Raw genomic sequence first — 20204 nt, 5'->3', positions numbered from 1 at the left:
GCACGCGGGGCATGTACCGTCATGCCGGCCTTCTGCTCGCCATGACGCTGCCGGCCGCCGAAGACACGACGGGCCCTGACTCGCCCCTTGTCGCAGCCCTCTGCAACGAGTGGGGCGTACTGGGCAAGTACGTGGGGGATTTCGACGAGGCAGAGGCGAAGTACCTACGGGCGCTGACGATCTATGAACGCATATTCGGCGGCGACCACGACACGGTGGCCACGGTCTGCCACAACCTGGGAGGTCTGGCCCACACGCGAGGTGACCCCGCAGCGGGTGAGCCGTGGGCTGCCCGCGCCGTCTGGATCCGGACCCGGATCCATGGGCCTGATCACATCCTGACCGCCCTCGACACGGCCGCCTGGGCTGCGCTGTTGGAGGGGTGCGGCCGCCCGGACGAGGCAGCGCAGTGCCTGCAACGGTCGCTCACCGTCTTCCGCAACACCTACGGCCCGGAGCACTACGAGGTTGCGGTCACCGTGCACAACATCGGAGCTCTGCAGCACCGGCGCGGGGACCTGGCCAACGCCGCCTCGAACTACCTCAGTGCCTTGCACCTCAAGGAGCGGCTGCTCGGCACCGATCACCCGGACCTCGCGACGACGCTGGCCAACCTCGGGGCACTCCACCAAGCGCACGGCGAGACGGAGCGGGCAGCAGCCTGCTACGAGAGAGTGGTCGGCCTGCTGTCCCGGCATGTTCGTGGCGACCACCCCACACTGCGACTGGCGCGAGCGGCACTGAGCCGGCTCACCGCGGAGAACACCACTGGGTGGATCCAGGCTGAGTAGGCGCTGCTCACGACACCCGGCCGCGTACGCGCAAGACTCCGGACCAGCACCTGGCGTCCTACCTCGTCCAACCCGCGCCAGGAATTTCGGAACAACCCAAGGAGTGCGTTTCCGTCATGCTGAAGAGAAAGTCTTCCGTTGCGGCTGTGGCAGCGGCAGCCCTCTTGGGAGAGATGTTTTCCGCATATTCGATGTCCTCCATCATGCACAGCCCTGCCGTAGCTCGTTCGATTTGGCCAGTCGTATGGACTGGTACAGCCTTCACCTTGAGCCTGCTCGTCTCCATTGTTCTCGCCACGCGCGGAATCACCGTGATGGGCACTGCATCCATGGTCGCGGCAGGGTTGGGAATCCTGGCGTCGGGGATCGCGGGCGGCGAAATGATCAGTATGCTCATGGGGGCGGTATGTGTTGCCGTCGGACTGTCGTTCATGTTTCTCCTGGCGAGGGTCTCCCCTCTCTCCCTGTTCGGGGAGTTGGCGCTGCATGCGGTCGCCGACAGGGGGCCAAGAGAGCGTCTGACCAGGCTGTGCCGCATCACCGATCTCGATGAACGCCTCCTTCCCCTGCTGGAGGACACGGTGCACAAGTACTCGCTGGGGGACCTCCACGCCGCGACGAAGCTGTGCTGCGAAACGCGGTATTCGGACCATGGCATGCTCCCGCGCGGTACATTCGCCGGGCCGCCTCCCGTGATCGAGGCATGCATTCTCACCGAGAACCTGGTCATTGTTCTGATAGCGCACACCGAAGGGAGCGGAGTCGCCCTCGTGGGGAGGCTGCAGCAGACGATGGTGAGCGAGCCGTCCCGCCGGGAGGACAGTACGGGAGCGCGCGAGGTCTATGTGAGGTCGGCGTGGCTGGATTCCATCGAGTCGTCGAGCTACCCCTTCCCCCTCGACGACAGTGCTGCCGGCAGGGAATTCATGGAAGGGTTCCGTGAAATGCTCACCGCGACCCGGCACACCTGACGGACCCTCGCGGGCGTCATGGCAGCAGTCGGTCGGTCAACTCCTTGCGCGTGGTGATGCCGAGCTTGTTGTAGATGCGTTGCAGGTGGTTGTCGACGGTACGCACGGAAATGGTCAAGGCAGCGGCGATGTCCTTGCTGAGCATGCCCCGGGAGGCGAGCAGCGCGATCTCGCGCTCCCTCCCGGTGAGCTGTACGACAGCCTCACACACCATGAGAGCAGGGGTCCTGGCTCCCTCGCAGCGGGCCGCGAGATCCTCGGCACGGACGGCGGCGGCGTTGGCCCGACGGTTCTGCCCCTCCGCTCTCAGGATGGAGGCGGCGGTGCTCGCCGCCTCAGCCGCCAGCAGGTCCGCCCCCATGATCTCCAGCGCGTCTGCGGCGACGAGCAGGCCCTCAGGGTCTCGTGTGGACCATGCGACTGCCAGATCCGCGCGGGACCGGTGGAAAGGCCCGGTGCACTCCGCCGCTATCTCGGTCAGCCGCCCGGCGGCTTCCCCAGCCTTCCCGAGCCGGACGAGATCGGTCAGCAGAATCGCTTCGGACGCGGTCTCCCCGCGCTCGAACGCCTCCCTGGCAGCCGCTGTCAGCACTGCTCGTGCGCGGGTCAGCTCACCGCGGGCGACGTACAGCCAGGCCTCGCCGAGCCTTTCCTCGGGGAAGTACCCCGCGACGGGAAGCCGGCCGCGTTCGGCCAGGGCCGCTTCCGCCGCTTCACAGTCTCCCTGCAGGGCGGCGGCGGCCGCCACACCCGCCAGCGCCATCGACAGCACGACCGGAGTGTGCGGGCGGGACGCCCGGGCCACCTCCGCGAACCAGCGCCGCGCCTGGGCCGGGTGTCCGGCAGACCATGCGCCACGCGCCAGATAGAAGGCCAGCAGCCGACGGTCCGCGGTCGCGCTCGCGTCCGTAAGGCCCCCGAACGCCCGCCCGCCCACCTCCTGGGCCTCGGCCAGGCGACCGCTCTCCGCCAGGGCGAGAACGAGAACCGCCCAGTGGCTCACCTCGTGCGTGGCCGGGGAGTCGGTTTCGCCGGCGGCCGAGCTGAAGGCCAAGGCACGGCGGATCCAGCCCTCGGCCTCCTCCCCACGACCGGTGACCGCGAGAGCGGTGGACCTGGTCAAGGCGGCCCACAGCCATGCCTGGGCGTCCGGTGCGTGCGTGCCCTCCGGTTCGAGGTCCGCGGTCAGGGCAAGGCTGCGCCTGACGTCTCCCACGGTGAGCGCGCTGGCAGCTTCGTTGAGCAGCAGGACCCGGTGACCGAGCGGACTGGTGACCCGGCCACGGGCGGACTCGATGACGTCGAGAACCTCTGCATAGGGTGTTCCCAGCCCCCACAGGAGGTTCTGTGTCCGGACCGGCAGCGCGGACAGGACTTCCTCTTCGGTCGTGGCCATGGCGTCGGCCTGGGACAGCACGTGATCGGCCTGCTGGTAGTCACCGGCCTCGTACAGCGTCTTGCCCAGCAGCAACTGGACCTGGAAGCTCTGGTGCTGCTGCGGGATCGCCCGGAGGAGAGCGAGCGCGCGGGGGTACTCGCGGGCGTGCGCGGCCAGGACCGCCGCGCGGACGAGCAGAGCCGGGTTGGCCGTGCCCGTAGCCGCGAGCTTGTAGGTGGCGAGGTGGACCGCGTCCTCCCGGCGACGGGCCCCGCTCTGCTTCAGCAGATGGACCTGCCGGAGCAAGGTGTCCCTGCGGCACTGGGCAGTCATGTCCGCGCGCAGCACCTCGCCGTAGAGGGGGTGGGCCAGCCGGACCGCTGAGCGTCGTTCCTCCTGGACGACGACGATCAGTCCCAACTGCTCCAACTCGCTGAGTACTTGCGGTTCGGCTTCCCTTTCCAGGTGGCCGAGGGACAGCGGCTCGCACAGAGACAGAACGTTCAGCACCTGTCGGCCGGCAAGTGGGGCGACGGAGAGCCGGGAACCGATCAGATCGGTCAGGCGCCGCGTGCCGGGCAGCCGGTCCGCGGTCATGTCCCAGATCTCGCCGTCGCAGGTCAGGACTCCGGCAGCCACGGCCCCCACCACCAGCTCCCGCAGGTAGAGGGGATTGCCGCCACTGCTGGCCAGAAGGTGGTTGACCGCGCTCCTCCCGACCGGCCCCTCCAGGACCCGCTCCAGCACCGTCACGACCTGCTCACGGGTGAACCCGGCGAGGTCCACCTGCCGCACAGCGTCGCCGTGCCCGAGCGCGGCCACCGCCAGCGCCTGGCCTTCTCCCGACCGAACCGTTCCCAGGAGGAAGATCACCCCGGCATCCATCAACTGCCTCAACAGCATCGCCGAGGTCGCGTCGAGCAGGTGGACGTCATCGACCAGGATCACCATGCGGGGTCTCGCCGTACCCGGCTGCGACAGCAGCCGGGCCACGTTGGCGAATCCCGAGACCGGGTCGGACAGATCGACGCCGTCGGGCAGCAGGTGAGCGATGGCGCCAAGGGGAACCGAAGCCGCCGCCGCGGTGGCAACCGCCCTGCCGATCCGGTGCCCGAGCGCGGCCGCACGGTCCAGACACTCCTCGGCCAGCCGGGACTTGCCCACTCCGGCCGGCCCGAAGACCAGGAACCCGGCGCTGCGAGGTTCCGACAGGACTTCGTCGAAATCCTTCAACTCGCCCTCGCGCCCGACGAGCGGCCAACGCTGCAGCACGCCGTTTCGATTCATTCCTCTGTCCCCGTTGGTTGACCCTTGCCCGCCCTTGCCCGCCATTTCGCGTGCGGCAGTTTCTCGTTTGATACCGCCGAAGAAGGGGGCCGGAGGAGAAATGCGCAAAACGGGCTACTTAAACACGCTGCGCCACGCCTCGGTTGCGGAGTGCACCCATTGCTGGACGACGGTCCGCGGTGAGCGTAGGCGGTGAGCACGGGATGACCTGCCGTCAGTCAGGTGACGGGCACTGGGTTGTGGCGTCGGCAGAGCGGACGGCACATCCACGGCTCGGCTGGATCATATCCGAAGGCGAGTAAGCCCAGTTCTCCACCCCTACCGACTTGCCTGTGTTTCGACAGCACGGCGAGCGGGGCGACCTCGTCGATACCTTCGGGGCGTGCGCGGTGGCGTCTGCACGCCGGGAGCCACCCCCGCGAAAACGACAAAGACCGAACCGGACCTACATGAATCAGGGTGAACAAAATATGGCATTCGGCATCAAATTTCAAATGCAGGTCACATTTCCCTCCGCTGAGGATTTCGAGGCGTGGTGCGGACAAATCCTCATCGAGCAGCGGACACGACTTGAACCTCTCCCCCGGTTCTCGGAAAAGTTCGATCCATTCGATGAGGATCTGCTGACGGATCTCATCATCGAGGATGCCACGACCCTGGAAGAAGCATTGGGTGAACTTCGAAGCGTCGGCCACGAGATCACGGCAGAGGACATCACGGAATGGATGCCGACAGTAGACGATGAGGGAAATACCGGCATCTACCTCCTGGAGGCCCGAAAGCTGAGGCGGGACTCCCGGGTCGAGGCCCTCCTGGACCACCTGCGCACCAATCCGGCCCCGAGCCTGCTGCGGGTCCACTGCATGTCATTGCACCATCATGCCGATATCGTGACGAGCGGGGCCTTCCGCGACTATGGCACATATTGCGAGTATCGCCTTCCCTTGATCCTTGCCGGGACTGCCGCCAAGGAGTTCGGCGGCGCGGGCCATGTGTCGTTCTTCGGGGTCGAGGACATGGAGCCCGTGGCACTTTTCGTAGATTTCCACCAAAAAGCTGTTGAGATAAACGAACCCGACGTCCAGAATGCGGCCGCTTGGAACATTGACGAACGTTTCGCCGAGCGGAACGCCGCCGGCCGCCCGTCGCGCACTCGGGGCGCTTGTCCTCCGGCACACAAGGCCCCGGAGCCAAGGCCCGTGGACTCCGGGCGCACACCGGGATGAGTAGTGCTTGCTCATGTGCCGAGGATCCGGTGCTCGGTTGACTTCGCCGAGGCAGCCGGCCACCCGGTCGTGGTGCGGCCGCCCTTTCCGGCTCTGAGCGCAAAGGACCCCCCTGTGCACGACCCGCAAGCCCCGCGCCGCGGTCTCACCCTGCTGACCGCCCCCGAGGCACGGTCCATCGACTACATCCCCGCTGACGAACGTCACGGCAAACTCTGGCACCAGGGCCCGTTCTGGTTCTCCGGCAACTTCGTCCTGACCACTCTCGTCATCGGATTCATCGGGCCCTCGATCGGCCTCGGCCTGGGCTGGTCGGTGGCGGCTGTGATCCTTGGTGCCTGCTTCGGCACGTTCTTCATGGCAGTCCACGCCAACCAGGGGCCCCGTATGGGCCTGCCCCAGATGATCCAGTCCAGGGCCCAGTTCGGAGTCCGGGGAGCCGTCGTACCGTTCACGGCCGTCATCTTCGTCTACTTGGGCTTCAACGTCTTCAACACCGTACTCGCCGCCCAAGGACTGTCACGGATCGTCGGCGGCGGCCCCTGGCTCTGGTACCCCGTCCTGGCTGTCGTGTCGGTGGTGCTGGCCTTGGTGGGTCATGATCTGATCCACTTCGTACAACGCGTCTTGACCGGGCTCCTCGTCCTCGTGTTCGGGGTACTCACCGCCGGAACCGTCGTCCAGTGGTGGGACGCGCCGGTCGTCGCCCCTGCGACGGGCAGCCCGTGGACCTCGTTTCTGACCGTCTTCGCGGCTGCGGCCGGCTACCAGATCAGCTACGCCGTCTACGTATCGGACTACTCCCGGTACCTGCCCGCGGACGCCAACGCCCGCTCGGTCATCTGGTGGACCTACGCGGGCGCGGCCGGCTCCGCGGTGTGGCTGATGTCCCTGGGCGCCTTCATAGGCAGCCGCATGTCTGGCGACGATGCCGTCAGCGGCCTGCTCCGGACCGGTAACGGCATCGTCTCGGGCTTCGGCTCACTCGTCGTTCTGGTCTCGGCTCTGGCCCTGATCAGCGTCATGGGCGTCAACACCTACGGTGCGATGCTCACCGCAGTGAGCGCGGTGGATGCCTTCCGGCGAGAGCGGCCGACGAGCCTCCTGCGGGCCGCCGTTGTCATATCCGTCGGCGCCGTGGTGCTCGCGGCGGCCCTGTCCCTGCCCGAGGACTACTTGGCCAGCTTCAGCAGCTTCGTCCTGCTGATGCTCTACTTCCTGATCCCGTGGACCGCGGTCAACCTCGTCGACTACTACGCCATCCGCAAGGGTCACTACGTGATCCGTGACATCTTCGACGACCAGGGCGTCTACGGACGCTGGTCCTGGCGCGGCCTGGCCTCGTACGTCATGGGCCTCGTCGCCATGGTCCCGTTCATCTCGACCACCTTCTTCCGCGGGCCGGCTGCGGAAGCCATGGACGGCGCCGACGTCTCGTTCGTCGTGGGGCTGCTCGTGAGCGGTGTCCTCTACGCGGTGCTGGCCGGAAAGCGCGATGCCACGTCTCCCCTTCGCGAGGGCCGTCCGCTGAAGTCCGTACGGCCTCTGTGAGCCGTCCGCGGCCCGGCACGGAGGAATCAGGCGGTGCCCGTGGACCCGCGGAAGCAACGGCCGATCCGACCGCCCTGATCGATGACGTCAACTCGCGCATCGTCCAGGCGCTCAGCGGGCACGACGCTGCCGAACTGCATGCGGCCGCGGCACGCACCGGTATCGACGTCGGCGAAACCTACGCCGGTCGCCTCTGGACGGGCGGCGTCTGCCCGCTGGTGCGGCGCTACCCCACGGGCGAAGCCCTGATGGCGGCGCTCACGAACGGCAGTCCCGATGCGCTGAACGCGGCCATCGAGGTCCTCGCCGTCGTCGCGCCCACCGCAGCCATGTCCTTCGCGCTGGAAGTGATGCGGATCGATCTCGGCGGTTTCACCTTCGGGCACGACCGTGTTCCTTTCGAACTCGTGATGCGGGGACGCGCCGAGAAGATCATCAAACGCGAGCCCTCCTTCGCGTCACCTGAGATCCTCCTCGACATGCTCCGCCGCCGGTCACTCGCTCCCGGCGAGATCCCGAAGGGCAAGTTCGCCGGCATACCGGTCTCTGCCCTCATCGCCTGCGTGAGCGCCGGCGAGCTCCGCTTCGACCAAGCCGAGAGCGCGGGCCTCTTCAGCGAGCATCCAGCCCTTCGAGAAGGCGCGGGGCTGCTCGACGCGCTCCTGAAGACACACTGGTTCGCCGCGGCGGACGGCCATGACGGAGACCTCGCGCAATGGCTCGCGCACCGCCTGGCCGCGGCCGGCTACACCCCGGCTGTTCCCGCGTTGCGCGAGCTGTTCACTCGGCAGCGGCGATTCCTCACCAGCGCCGGAAGAAATCTGCTCGAGATCGGGACGCCGGAAGCTCTCGAGGCCGCAGCCTCGCCCCTGTCGCTGGAGGGCGTCCCGATCAACGAGTACGACCGCCACGATCGCCAGACGACCGCGATCGATGCGCTGCTGCGCGCCGGTGCCTCGCGCGCCTTCGAGGTCCTGGCGCCTCTGTTCGAGGAGCAGGTGCTCGGTTCCGGTGACATCCGGAGCGAGTCCGCCAGGACCGTGCTCGAAAAGCTCACGCCCGCGCAGGCTGCGGCCGAGCCGCGCTGGATCGAACGATGCCTGATGGCCGCGCACGACCGCGAGCTCGGCGTAACCGCGCGGGCACTCCTCGACCAGCTCGGCCCCGGGCTCGTGGACGAGGCCGCGGCACGTGTGAAGAAGCGCAGGCGGATGGCGGCGGCCAGGAGCACGGTGAAGGCACCTGCGGGCCATCTCGTCGAGCGCTATCGCGCCGGTGAGCACGAGCGCGTGTGGGAGGAACTGCTTGCGCTTGACCGAAAACCGCCGAAGGCGCTCGCCGCGCAGGCCGAGGCCGTGGCGATGGAGACGATGGAACGGGTGCGGTGCGGCGTGGAGGCCGTCGTCGCACGGCTGCGCGCCGAGGCGTACCCCTTCCACAAGGAGGCGCGCGCCCTCGTCCCACCCCCGCTCGACGCGCTCCGGTCGGTGAAGAGGTTGGAGAGCCTCACGGGCGGACGACGCCTGCCGCTCTCGCTGCGCGCCTTCTATCTCGTGGTCGGCTCCGTGGACCTGTCGGGCCGTGCGGACAGCTTCCGCCACGCCCCGGACAGGCACGGCCTGAAGCCGAAGCAGGGCGAGATCGTCAACGTCCCGGAGAAATACCCGTTCATGTACCTCTCGCACTTCGATCCCCTGGTGATCCTTCCCCTCGAAGAGGCTGTCGCCGAGGCCGAGACGTGGGCGCGCAAGGAGCGGGCACGTGTTGGCATGCAGGCGCCACTGGACCTGGCCATCAGCCCTGGTCCGTCGTTCAAGGCGAACCCCGGCGACGCGCAGCCGGAACCGGTCGACACGGTTCGCCTCCCCGGCCCCTACGCGGACGTGGAGCTTCGCCGCGGGCGCGGCGGAGCCGTCCCGTTCGTCGAACACCTGCGGGGCTGCCTCGCATGGGGCGGATTTCCTGGCCTGGCCGGCACGAGTGTCCGGCCGCAGGCCGCCCTCGACGCGCTCGCGCAATCCGTCGCCCCCTTCTGACCCAGGGCGTTGTCCGCATGACGAATGCCGCGCGGGAGAACGCAACCCGCTGAAGTCAGGCCCTGCGCATCGAAGTTGAGTACCGGTTGCTCAGGAAGGGCGAACGGGCGTGGCGCAGGATGATCGGAGTACGGGTGTCGCGGAATGCAGGTTCGGCCGGCGACCCTGCCGTCTCTTTCGGCTCGTATGTTGCGTCCCTGTCAGTGCTCGCGGATGACTTCGAGGAACAGTGCGCGGAATATCGATCAATACAAGTTGTGGTGTCAGGACATGAGCGACGCCTACTCACTTCTGCGGAAGGCGGCAGCCGCCGCCGAATCCGGCGAACTCGATCTGCTCGCGGCGTACTTGGAAAAGGCGGGCGAGTTCTCCAAGGGCAGCCCGGGCCTGAGCGACTACTTCCTCGCCGGTTTGGCCACCCGCCTGGGCCGGGACCGGCCCGTCAATCTCTACCTGCGTACAGAGGGCATGCCCCAGATCGACCTGTTCTACCTGATGCATCAGCACCTGCCGTTCCTCCAGGCGGGGAAACTCGCCAACGACGCCCTGCTGGAATACTGCGCGGACCAGCAGACGGCCACCCTTCTCGCACTCGGAATCGGTCAGGGCCGTCAGGAGTTGGACCTGGTGGCCCGCGCGGGGCTGGAGCGAGTGACCGTCGTCGGTGTCGACGTTGCCGCAGAGAGCCTCGACGCGGCCGGCCGGGCCATGAACGGACCGGAAGTACCTGCAGGAACCCGGGTCGACTTCCGTCCGGTTCTCGCCGCGAGCGAGGACATGGACGAAAGCGTGTGGGCAATGATCGAGCATGTGCCCCGCCCTCTGCTCGTCACGGCCTCCTTCGCTCTCCACCACATGCTGAACCGCGAAGGTGAACCGGACGCACGCGCCGCACTTCTGCGGAGACTGCGCGCGCTGGAGCCGACCGCGCTGGCGCTGTGTGAACCCGACAGTGATCACCACCTCGTCCCGTTGCAGGTCAGGCTGGCCAACGCCTGGCACCACTACGGCACGGTCTTCGCCGCGATCGACGCCACCAGCGCCACCGACGGGGAGAAGCACGAGATGAAGCGGTTCTTCGGCCGCGAGATAGCGGATGTCGTGGGCGCCACCTGCGAGACCACGCGTTACGAACGGCACGAGCCGACGCACACGTGGCTCAACCGTCTGACCGCCTGCGGTTTCGCCCCCGTCGCCCTGCCCCAACCCTCTGCCGAGCAGCCGGCGGGCTTCACGGCCATCGCCCATCCCACCCACCTCGAACTGGCCTACCAGCACACCTCCGTCGCCGCCGTGATCGTGGCCGAACCCGCTCACTGACCAGCGGCTGCGAAGAGACAGGCCGTCCCAGTAAGGACGAACAGCCCAACGAGCCCTCATATGGTGAATCGGATCGATCAGTGAACAACTTTCATGGATTCCTGACCAGGCATCAAATCGAAGAGGCGATCGCTGATCGCGGAGTGGAATACGCAGAGCAACTCGTGAGCGACTACGTGACGGCCATCGGAATCTTCACGCGCGAGGCCGAAGACGATGCCACCAGATTGGAGGCGCTGAAGAACCAACTACTGAGGCTGACGATCGAGGCGCAGCGGGAGTCGTTGCCGGCCCAGCCCGACGGGACGCGGCCGAAACCGCGCGCCGGGTGAGTACCAGTTGCTCACGCGCCCGGACGCAGCCGGCCGGTTGACTGGCTTCAGCAGCCAACCAGTCGGCTGCCGATGCGGTGGGAGGCGTACCCCCAGGCGCGCACGGTGACGATGCAGGTGAGGGAACAGTGGACAACGTGGACATGGGCGCAACTCGGCAGTGGGAGGTTCCCGGCTACATCCATGGCAGGGAGTTGGGCGCCGGCGCTTGCGGGAGGGTCGTCGAAGCTCTGGACCAGGCTTCCGGCACCCCGGTGGCGATCAAGTATCTGACCCACGGCGCGCGCACCGCCTTCCGCGCCGAGGCCCGCCTGCTGATGGGCTTGCGGTCGCCGTACGTGGTGCGAATCGACGACTACGTCGAGCACCTCGAAGGTGCCGCCATCGTCATGGAGTTGGTGGACGGCGTCTCCCTCAGGACGCTGTTGCGCCAGGAGGGCACCACGGGTCCTGAGGCGGCGCTCACCGTGCTCAAGGGCTCGTTGCTCGGCCTCGCCGCAGCTCACGAGGCGGGACTGGTGCACCGGGACTACAAGCCGGAGAACATTCTGGTCAGCGTTGACGGCTGCTCCAAGCTGGTGGACTTCGGGATCGCGGTGGCCAGCGGGGATGCCTCCGACATCGCCGGCACCCCGCCCTATATGGCTCCCGAGCAGTGGACCGGGCGTACCGTCACCCCCGCCACCGATGTGTACGCCGCGACGGCCGTCTTCTTCGAGTGCTTGGCCGGTTCCAAACCGTACCCGGGCACCACGGCCGCCGAACTGGCGGTTCAGCACATCGAGGCGCCCATACCCGACGACCGGGTTCCTGAGGCGCTGCGCCCGCTGATCCGCCGTGGCCTGGCCAAACGGGCCGTGGAGCGACCGCCGAGCGCTGCCGCGTTCGTCCGAGAACTGGATGCGCTGGCGTCCAGCGCGTACGGCGAGGACTGGGAGGTGCGTGGGCAGCGCAGAATGGCCGCGCTCCTCACCCTCCTGCCGATGCTGGTGCCCTCCCCGGACGGCGTCGTGTCCGCGACGACGACCTTCGCGGACACCACCCTCGCCACGACAACCCCGGCAACGGCAACGGCAACCGCCACGGGACATGCTTCAGCGGCGGCATCGGATCGGCCGCGATCCCCGGGCCGCGTTCTCGGCCGACGCCGGTCGACGGTCGTCGCCGCGTCTGCCGCCCTTCTGCTCACCGGGGTCCTCGCCCTGTCCGCGATCGCCGAGGGGGACGACACGGAGGCCGGCGCCACAGGCTCCGCTCCGCACTCCGCAGACGCTCCCGACGCCGTCGGCTCGGCCGTCTCGCCCGGCGTGTCCGGCTCCCCGGCCGGCACCCACCCCACGGGGCCCCGCTCCACCGTCGCCCCCGGTTCCGAGCAGTCGGGGACTGCCAACGGAGCCGCTGCCGGCGGCGGGACGATCAGCGGCACGGACGGTCCCACGGCGGCTGGGGGTTCGTCGTCCGCTCCGAGTGCAGGACCCGCTTCCACGGAATCCGCAGCACGGCCGGCGCCCTCCGCCACGAACTCGGCCCCCGGGACACCTCCCGTTGCACCGCCCGTGGTGTCCCCCACCGTGCGGGTGCTGGCCGTGTCCCTTTCCCAGTACGGCTGCTCCGGAAGGTTCGGCACGCAGGCCGTCGCGTCCGTGAAAACCGACGGCGCCTCCACCGGAACGCTGATCCTCACCTGGTTCCACAGCAACACCCGGGGACCGGGCCCTGCCGTGGCGACGGACAGAATCACCCTCCCGGCCGGGCAGAGCTCGTTCAGCAAGACGTACGCCCACTCGTTCGGATCCGGCGATCCCTACCTGTACTGGGGTGTCGAGGTGTCGAGCAGCCCGGCGCCGGCGACGGGCGGCGGTACGTACAAGGTGCTCCACGCCGATGACTGCAACCCGGTCCTCTGAGCGGGCCGGCCATGGACCACAGACCGCACGACGAAGAGCTGACCGTCTCCGTCCCCCGCCCGAACCCGACCGACGAGGCGACCACCGCCACCCTCCTGGACGATGCCGCCTGGGGCATGCCGCCCCCCGACGGGGGCATGCACTCCACCGCGCCCGCACCCACGTCCACCGTTCCTCCGTCCGGCGGGCTGGGGAACCTCACGGCAGCCTGGCACGGCACCGATACAGAGCCGCCTCCGGGCCCGCCGTACACCACCAGTGCCAAACGTAGGCGCGGCGTCCCGCGGGGTTGGATCGTCGTGGCGGGGGCCGCGCTCGCGGCTGTGCTCCTCCTCATCCGGCAGCAGACCGGCGATCCGCTGTCGGTAACGGGAGTCACCCTGCGCCCCAGCTCCTCGGCTGCTGGATGCGACACCGTCGTAACAGTGCTGGCAACGATCCGCAGCAACGGCGAAGGCGGAACGGTGAGCTACCGCTGGCACCGCAGTGACGGCGCAGTCACCAGCCCGGTGCAGCAGCGCATCGCGCCCGGAGCACGGCTGACCGAGGTCACGCTCCACTGGGCCTTTCACGGGCCCGGCTCTATGAAGGCCACCGCTGTGCTCGAGGTGCTGTCGCCGAACCCCGCCCGCGCCGAGACCGCCTTCACCTACGCCTGCCACGGGTGACTCTGCGATGTCAGAGCGTGGGCCTATCGTCATGGGTTCAGGTCGGATCCGTCCCCATCCCCCTCGACATCGACCTCGACAGCCTCGTGCCCTGACTCTCTGCCGGACGCCGCGCCACAGTTTCACGAACTGCGAGCTGCTTCACGACCCCGCGAGGGCGAAGGCGTCCGCAGCCGATCGGGGCCGTATGAAGGCGTACTGCAACCCGAACCAGAGCGCTCGCTTCGCTGCCCGGCGGTCCAGTGCTAGGTGTTCGCGTAGGGGTTGATGATGCGGTGCGGGCGCCGGGCGGTCGCCATGACGTTCTCCGGGAAGCGGGGGCCCGCGACGTAGTGGCGACCTTTTGTCTGCCCGATCGCGGTCAGCACGCCGGCCTTTGTCAACGCCTGCAGGTCCCGGGTGGCCTGCTGGGTGTTGATCGCTTCCTGCCGCTCGTAGCGTGAGCGGCGTACCCGGCCGACCATGGCCACCTCGTGGAGGGCTGTGACCTGCCGCTCGCTGATCCCGTGCCCCTCGGCGTGCTCCATCAGCTCGATCCAGACCCGGTTCGATCGGTCGACCCGATGCTGCACCCGCTGCGCCTGCTCGTGGTAGGCGCGCAGGTTGAACTTGATCCAGGGCAGGGTGTCGCGTTCGGGCGAGTACACCGGGCCGCCGACCTCTCGGAGCACCTTGTAGTACTCCCAGGTGTTGCCGGGCATCCCGAGCCACTCCTCGATCGAGGAGAACTCGGGCGCGAGGACACCGCCGCGGGCGATCAGCAGGGTCTGCACGGAGCGGGACAAACGGCCGTTCCCGTCGGACCACGGGTGGATCTTCACGAGGTTCAGGTGGGCCATCGCCGCCCGGATCAGGACGTGCGCTTCGGTGTCGCCGTCGTTGAGCCAGTCCACGAGCTCGGCCATCAGGCCCGGCACGAGCTCTTGGTCGGGGCCGTCGTAGTCGGTGGCGAGCTCGTCGCCGGGCGCGGTGATCCGGATCGAGGTCTTGCGCCACTGCCCGGCGGTGCGCAACGGGTGGTGGTGGCCCTGAAGCATCCAGTGCAGCGCGTTGAGCAACTCCTTGCTGTACCGGAAGTCGGTGACGTCGTGGAGCGACTGGATGTACGTCATCGCCTGCTGGTATGCGAGGGTCTCCGCCTTGTTCTCCTCGCTGGCGTCGACCTCACGCTCGCCGTCCATCAGGTCCGCGACGTCCTTCGCGTCGACTTGATAGCCCTCGATCGTGTTCGACGCCGCGATGGCGCTCGCGGTCAGCGCCTTGCGCAGATCCTGGGCCCACTTCATTGGCGCCTGCTGTACCGCATCACGCAGCTGCATGCGCAGGCCGTCTACCTTGTGCAGGACCTTGAGGTCTGAAGCGTCGAGGGTGGGAGTCCCATACAACATGACTCAATGATACCAGCTACCTATCATTCCAGCATGGCTGGATGCCCAGCACGATGGCCACGAGGACGAAGAGGGTCACGGCGCGGCACCAACGGCGGGCGAACTGTCGCTCGCCGTTCACGCCGGGTTGGCACGGCAGGCAGTAGTGCGCGAAGACCGCGGCCTCGTCCTCGGCGGGCAGGACGTCGTCGCCAGCTGCTGTGCCCACGCGGCGGCGTGCAGGAGACGCATCACGGCCCGGGAGCGGTTCGTGAGCCTGAGGCAGCGTCCGTGCCGGGGCCACCACTCGAGGACGGCCAGGAACCCGGAGTCACAGAACGTGGCCCGGGATGTGTCCAGGACGAGGCCGGTGTAGCCGTCGGTAGCCGCCGAGGCCAGGAAAGCCCGCAGCGGGGCGGCGCTGAAGTCGTCGTCGGTGAGGTGAACGACCAGGGTCGCCGAGGGTGGTGCACGAGTGGACGGCTATGACCCCGGGCGCGGTGTCCGCGCCCGAGTCGCGCACGGCAGGAGGGGCCACCAGTGGAGCGAGGACGGCGGGCAGTATCGGGGCGATGCTTGAGCTACTCACATCCCCATCAACGCCACCCGCCCGGCGCCGGTACACGAACCACGCCACCCTTTCACCCCATCTGACCAGCACAGATCCGCGACAGGGGGAATCAGTCCACCCAGCTGAGGCAGTCAGGCGCCTGCGGCGCGACCGGTGTCGACGCTCCGGGACTTCACCCCACGGGGGCCGCCAGGGTGCCGCGCTCGTGACGAGACGGATCAGCTGGCGGGTTCCGCCGGTGCGTGAGCTGCGTGCCAGGCGTCCCAGATGTCGCTGCGGAGTCGGCCACGCGGCGGCACGTCCATACCCCGGTCCCGCACCCACTGGCGTACCTCTGCCACTGGCGGTGTGGCTGTCGAAGAGTGCGCAGGTGCAGGCTGCCGACGGGTGGGGATGGCTACGCCGAGCGGGGGCTGCGGGAGGTTGCCGATGGGGGTGGGGCGGAAGCCTCGGCGTTCAAGGACGCGGCGGCGCTTGTGGTACATGCGCTCCAGCCAGGGGACATCGGCATCGAGGTAGTCGTGCGCTTCGACGTGGGACTTCTTCGTTTCGGTGTTCCGCATGATTCGTCCGACCTGCTGGATCACCCGGCCTTTGAATGAGATTGGGCTGGTGAGGAACAGGGTGTCGAGCCGTGGGGCGTCGAAACCTTCACCGGCCAGCTTGTCGATGGCCAGGAGCACCAGTGGTCCGGCGGTCTCGTCGGCCAGGGCCGCGCGGACGCGGGCGCGCTCGGCCGGTGGCATGCCGCCGTGCAGGAGCAGCGGTTCGATGCGGTGTGCAGAAAGAGCTGTGGCGAGTTGGTGGAGGTGCTCGACGCGGTTGGTCAGTGCCAGGCTGCATCGACCGCGGCGGGTGGCGTCGGCGATGTCGGCAGCGATCTGGGTGTTGCGGTCCTGGCATCCGGCGAGTTCGGTGTAGATGGCCTGGAGGGATGCGCCGTCCTTGCCCGGCTCGGTGGTGGTGAACGAGGTGGGGTGCACCACGAGGTGCTTGTCGAAGGTGCTGGCTTCCTCGATCTCGTGCCGGATGAGCCCGCACTGCATGGCGATCAGCGGGTCCATCTGATCGGCCCGGTACGGGGTGGCGGACAGTCCGATCCACAGCTCGGCGCGCGCCTTGCGGATCGCGGCCTCGGCGCCCTGTGCGCCCACGGCATGGCACTCGTCGACGACGACCAGCCCGTACTTGTCCAGTGGATCGGCGGGGGCGTCACGGTGGCTGAGCGTCTGCAGCATGATCAGGTCAACGGCGTGGCCGCGGCGGTCCATGCCCCCGCCCAGCGAGCCGACGCGGCCTTCACCCAGAGCGAGGAACTCGGCCAGGCGCTCCTGCCACTGGGCCAGCAGCTCGGATCGGTTGACGATGATCGCGGTGGGTTTCTGGTGATGGGCGATCAGCGCGCAGGCCATGACGGTCTTGCCCGAGCCCGGGGGCGCCACGAGCACCCCGGTGGGGTGGTCCTTCATCGCGTCGACGGCCTGCTGTTGCACCTCGGTCAGCCCTCCGGTGAACCGGGCGCTGACAGGTGCGAGGTCGGGCAGGTCGCTGGTGATGGTGAGGGTCCCGCCGGCCGAGGCGACGAGCTGCGTCGCCTCGTCGCGCAGGCCGCGCGGCAGCTTCAGCCAGTCCGGGTCGGTGGCGTCGAAGGAGCAGACCAGGCGCGGGGTGTCCCAAGTCGAGTACCGCTGGCTCTGGCGGCGGTAGAACTCGGGGTTGTGGAACGATGCCGCGTGCTTGAGCGCGGCGAGCAACGGGGACGGCAGTCCCTCGGTAGGGATCGCGAGCATCGACGACAGCCGCGCCGTAACGGTCGCGGGAGCCTTGCCCAGGGCGCTCCGCCGGGGTTTGGGCGGGAGAAGCGGTGCCGCTGTCGCTGTGGGGCCGGCCTTGACCTGGCCAAGCTTGTCGACGAGCGCCTCGACCTGGTCGGGGCTCAGCCGCTCGGCGCGGGCGAGGTGGGCGAACTGGTCCCGGTGGGGTGTCCAGGTCTGCGGGTCGCAGAAGACCGTGGTGCCCTTGGGACGGGAGGCGCCCTGCAAGGGCAGCGCGATCAGGTTGCCGAAGCGGGCGCTGCCCTTCGCGTTTGTCGGCATCAGGTCTTGGGCGGGGAAGAGCCGGTCGTAGCTGGCCAGCGTCATCTGCCCGCGGGCGTCGATCGCGCGGCGCAGCAGCGCCATGCCGAGCGCGCGGGCGGTGGCAGCGGCGACGGGGGCGGTGAAGAAGGTCCATACGTGCGCGCCGGCCCCGGACCGGGAGACCTCCGAAAGGGCCGGCACACTCTCGTCCCGGCAGGCGGCGGTGTAGGCGGCGGCATCGCCGCGCCAGTCACTGCCGTCCTTGCCGTCGAAGTCGACCGCAAGGAGCCGGCAGGTGTCGTCTGCCAGCAGCGGGTACAGCCCCAGGTGAGTCTCCCTGGTGCCGGACTCTGGGCGGGAGAGGTGGTTGTAGATGGCCCTGTCGGTCAGGGGCCGGAACACCCGCTCGGCGTCGTTCTTGTTCTTGGCGAAGGGGTTGTCCTCGGCGGGGCTCCAGCCCGCCCGACCAGACTTCACGCTCACCCACCGGGTGGCGTAGACGTCCTCGCGGCCGGCGAACAGGGCACGGAACAGCGCGATCTTCGCCTCCGTGCCGGAGGTCGCGTCCGCGTACGGCAGCCGGCCTTCGCCTCCCACGACGGTCGGCGCCAGGGGTTCGGGGACCGGGGGCAGCGTCTGCGGGACATCGGTGCTGGGCACGCCCAGCTGAGTACGCAGGCGCTGGTTCTCGGCTCGCACCTCGGCGAGCTCCGCGCGTAGCTCGACGTTCTCTTCGAGCGCCACATCGAGGCGGATGCGCAGTTCGGCCAGGTCGTTACAGTCGTACCAGTCCTCCACCCCTCCATGATCCGGATTCGCGTCCGTGGAGAGGTCGTTTTCGCGTAGATTCCCACGGGGTGATCGAGCCGATGGCCTACCCGTCCGGCGCCGGTCCGCCGGCCGCCCAGGCTTGCCCGGCCGCGAGGTACCGGCAGGTGGCGATGCGCGGCCAGCCGGGACGCGGCGGCATCCGCGTCCCGGGTGCGGACTGCCGGTTCCAGGCGCGCGAACCGCGGGGCTTGTCTGTCCCCTTTCAGCCGCGTGGCCGGGGCCATTTCTCCCGCAGCCACGCCAGGTCGGTCTCGGTGCGGATGCGGGCCGCTTGCTCACGGGTGAACACCGCGTTCGTCTTGGTCAGGACCAGGGTGTAGGGGCGTCCCTGACGCCGGGTGGTGTGGGACACGGGCAGGCCGGCCAGATCGATACGGCTGTGGATGTGGCGGCGCCGCTCCTTCGCGAGCGGCCAATCCATGACCCGACGGGTGCGGGAGGTGAGGAAGGCGTCGAGGTCGGGGCAGAGGCCGCAGCCGGACCGGCAGGTACCGGCCGGGGTGAGTGACCAGTCGTCCGCCGCGCGTACGGGGCGGTTGACGGCCGCGGTGAGCCGAGCCTCGCAGTGGTCGGCGAGCGTCTGGAAGGCGTGGGCCGCGGGTGCCCCGTCTCGTACGGTCGTCGGTCGGCGGGCCGCGGTGCGCAGGGCCGGGAGCAGGCATTCCAGGGCGGTGTCCGGCAGGCCGCGCAGCGCGGTGACGATCGTGACGGCGGTTTTCGGGTCGCACGCCTGCAGGATGCGGGCCAAGGGAGCTGCCAGCCGTTCCATGCCCGCGCGGCGCTCCGCCTCGCGGCCCACGTCGAGCCAGCCGGTGAGCTGCTGCTCGGCCGCTTGCCAGACGCCCTCGACCAGCAATACCGCCACCGCGTCTCCGTCACCGTCAGCGGTCCGCAGCGCGGCACAGAGGCCGGGCAGAGACTCGAGCCACGCTGCGCGATCCGCCCCGGTGTACGCGGCGACCGGGCCGAACCAGCTGCCGACGGCCCCGCGCGACCACGTCCGCCCGTACCGTGCGGCCGCTTCCGCGAGATCGGGGACGTGTCGCTCGCCCAGGGTCTCCACCCCGAAGGGCGCAAGGAGCATCGCGGCGGTGTCCGCTTCCTCCAGTCCCACCGCGACGTGCAAGGCGGCAGTGAAGAGTGGAGCGGCCGCTTCGCCCGAACCGCGATGCTTCCAGATCGGGGCGAGCGACCGGGCGAGCGTACGCGCCAGCTCCAACTCCCCGGTGTCCAGGTGGCCCTGGAGTTCTCGCAGGGCTCCCTCGGAGCCGGCCTCGGCGCGTGCCGCGAACGAGCGTTGCCGGGGCCAGAGCACCACTGCGGCCCGCCGGTACCAGCGGTCCAGGGTGTTGCCGTAGTTGCCCATGTAGCCCTCGTACTCGGACTGGTAGGGCGTGAGGTCCTTGTTCTCGGTGGTGGCGCACACCTCGGCGTAGGAAACGGGCAGGGAGATCTGCTCACCGTCGGCGCCGTCAGGGCGGGTCCACCAGTCGAGGGTGATCTCGTCGTCGATCAGGTCGCCCAGTTCGTAGTCGGAGAAGTCGCCACTGCGGCGGCGCTCGGCCCAGGGCTGCCCGTCGGGGTCGAGGAGGCACTCACCCACGCACTCCTCGTCCTCGCAGCCGTCGAAGTGCTCGACATCGCCGTAGTAGTCGTAGCGGTCGTAGGGCGGTACGGCGTCCCAAGTCTCTTTCACCTCGGCCAATGCGAGGACCGCCTCGCAGCCTGCCTGCCCGGCGGCCTGGCGGAGCCGGGTGGCACGCGTGGCGTCGGCACCCTTGAGGCGGTCCCAGTCGGTCATGTCCCTTGGAGTGGTGTAGCTGATCTTTGGGTGGTGTCGGGTAGCTGGGTTCCGGTGTCTGGATAGAGGCTGTCCATGCTTTCGATGGA

14 protein-coding genes are annotated in these 20204 nt (G+C 68.7%); 9 read left to right on the top strand and 5 right to left on the bottom strand.

What is annotated here, in order from left to right; genetic code table 11:
* Positions 1 to 11: 11 nt before the first annotated feature.
* Both ACIQZO_RS22160 and ACIQZO_RS22155 read left to right on the top strand, forming a co-directional pair.
* A complete protein-coding gene (locus ACIQZO_RS22160) occupies positions 12 to 791 on the top strand; it encodes a tetratricopeptide repeat protein (protein WP_403628557.1) in 780 nt (259 codons plus the stop codon).
* 266 nt (positions 792 to 1057) lie between these two features.
* Positions 1058 to 1762 (top strand): hypothetical protein, encoded by a 705-nt coding sequence (locus ACIQZO_RS22155; protein WP_403628554.1) that lies wholly within the window; start codon positions 1058 to 1060, stop codon positions 1760 to 1762.
* 16 nt (positions 1763 to 1778) lie between these two features.
* Here the strand turns inward: ACIQZO_RS22155 and ACIQZO_RS22150 are convergent, their stop codons facing one another.
* The gene (locus ACIQZO_RS22150; protein WP_403628551.1) at positions 1779 to 4427 is read right to left on the bottom strand and encodes a LuxR C-terminal-related transcriptional regulator; all 2649 of its coding nucleotides are present in this window, start codon (positions 4425 to 4427) and stop codon (positions 1779 to 1781) included.
* A gap of 470 nt (positions 4428 to 4897) precedes the next feature.
* On the opposite strand from ACIQZO_RS22150, the gene ACIQZO_RS22145 reads away from it, so the two are divergent.
* The 7 genes from ACIQZO_RS22145 to ACIQZO_RS22115 all read left to right on the top strand — a co-directional run bounded on the left by ACIQZO_RS22145 (position 4898) and on the right by ACIQZO_RS22115 (position 13467).
* Positions 4898 to 5653 (top strand): hypothetical protein, encoded by a 756-nt coding sequence (locus tag ACIQZO_RS22145; RefSeq protein ID WP_403628548.1) that lies wholly within the window; start codon positions 4898 to 4900, stop codon positions 5651 to 5653.
* Between the two features lie 114 nt (positions 5654 to 5767).
* Positions 5768 to 7204, top strand: a complete 1437-nt coding sequence (locus tag ACIQZO_RS22140; RefSeq protein ID WP_403628545.1) for a purine-cytosine permease family protein — start codon at positions 5768 to 5770, stop codon at positions 7202 to 7204.
* On the top strand, positions 7201 to 9240 hold the full coding sequence (locus ACIQZO_RS22135) for a hypothetical protein (protein ID WP_403628542.1): 2040 nt from the start codon (positions 7201 to 7203) through the stop codon (positions 9238 to 9240). The genes ACIQZO_RS22140 and ACIQZO_RS22135 overlap by 4 nt, the downstream gene beginning before the upstream one ends.
* A 270-nt stretch (positions 9241 to 9510) precedes the next feature.
* On the top strand, positions 9511 to 10560 hold the full coding sequence (locus ACIQZO_RS22130) for a GRAS family protein (protein WP_403628540.1): 1050 nt from the start codon (positions 9511 to 9513) through the stop codon (positions 10558 to 10560).
* 80 nt (positions 10561 to 10640) lie between these two features.
* The gene (locus ACIQZO_RS22125) at positions 10641 to 10892 is read left to right on the top strand and encodes a hypothetical protein (protein WP_403628537.1); all 252 of its coding nucleotides are present in this window, start codon (positions 10641 to 10643) and stop codon (positions 10890 to 10892) included.
* A gap of 143 nt (positions 10893 to 11035) precedes the next feature.
* Positions 11036 to 12799, top strand: coding sequence for a protein kinase (locus tag ACIQZO_RS22120; protein WP_403628535.1), 1764 nt, complete (start codon positions 11036 to 11038; stop codon positions 12797 to 12799).
* 11 nt (positions 12800 to 12810) lie between these two features.
* Positions 12811 to 13467, top strand: a complete 657-nt coding sequence (locus ACIQZO_RS22115) for a hypothetical protein (RefSeq protein WP_403628533.1) — start codon at positions 12811 to 12813, stop codon at positions 13465 to 13467.
* Between the two features lie 245 nt (positions 13468 to 13712).
* On the opposite strand, the gene ACIQZO_RS22110 is transcribed toward ACIQZO_RS22115, so the two are convergent.
* The 4 genes from ACIQZO_RS22110 to ACIQZO_RS22095 form a co-directional block, all read right to left on the bottom strand.
* Entirely contained in the window at positions 13713 to 14855 is a 1143-nt protein-coding gene (locus tag ACIQZO_RS22110; protein WP_403628531.1) for a Fic family protein, read from the bottom strand.
* A 16-nt stretch (positions 14856 to 14871) separates the two neighbouring features.
* Complete coding sequence (locus ACIQZO_RS22105) at positions 14872 to 15063, bottom strand: hypothetical protein (RefSeq protein ID WP_403628529.1); 192 nt, start codon at positions 15061 to 15063, stop codon at positions 14872 to 14874.
* Positions 15064 to 15623: 560 nt separating this feature from the next.
* Positions 15624 to 18281, bottom strand: a complete 2658-nt coding sequence (locus ACIQZO_RS22100) for a TOTE conflict system archaeo-eukaryotic primase domain-containing protein (protein WP_403628527.1) — start codon at positions 18279 to 18281, stop codon at positions 15624 to 15626.
* Positions 18282 to 18516: 235 nt separating this feature from the next.
* Complete coding sequence (locus ACIQZO_RS22095) at positions 18517 to 20115, bottom strand: hypothetical protein (RefSeq protein ID WP_403628525.1); 1599 nt, start codon at positions 20113 to 20115, stop codon at positions 18517 to 18519.
* Between the last annotated feature and the right edge of the window lie 89 nt (positions 20116 to 20204).

Source organism: Streptomyces sp. NPDC097617 (assembly GCF_044761485.1).
Lineage (GTDB): Bacteria > Actinomycetota > Actinomycetes > Streptomycetales > Streptomycetaceae > Streptomyces.
This window is presented reverse-complemented; position numbering and strand designations above follow the sequence as displayed.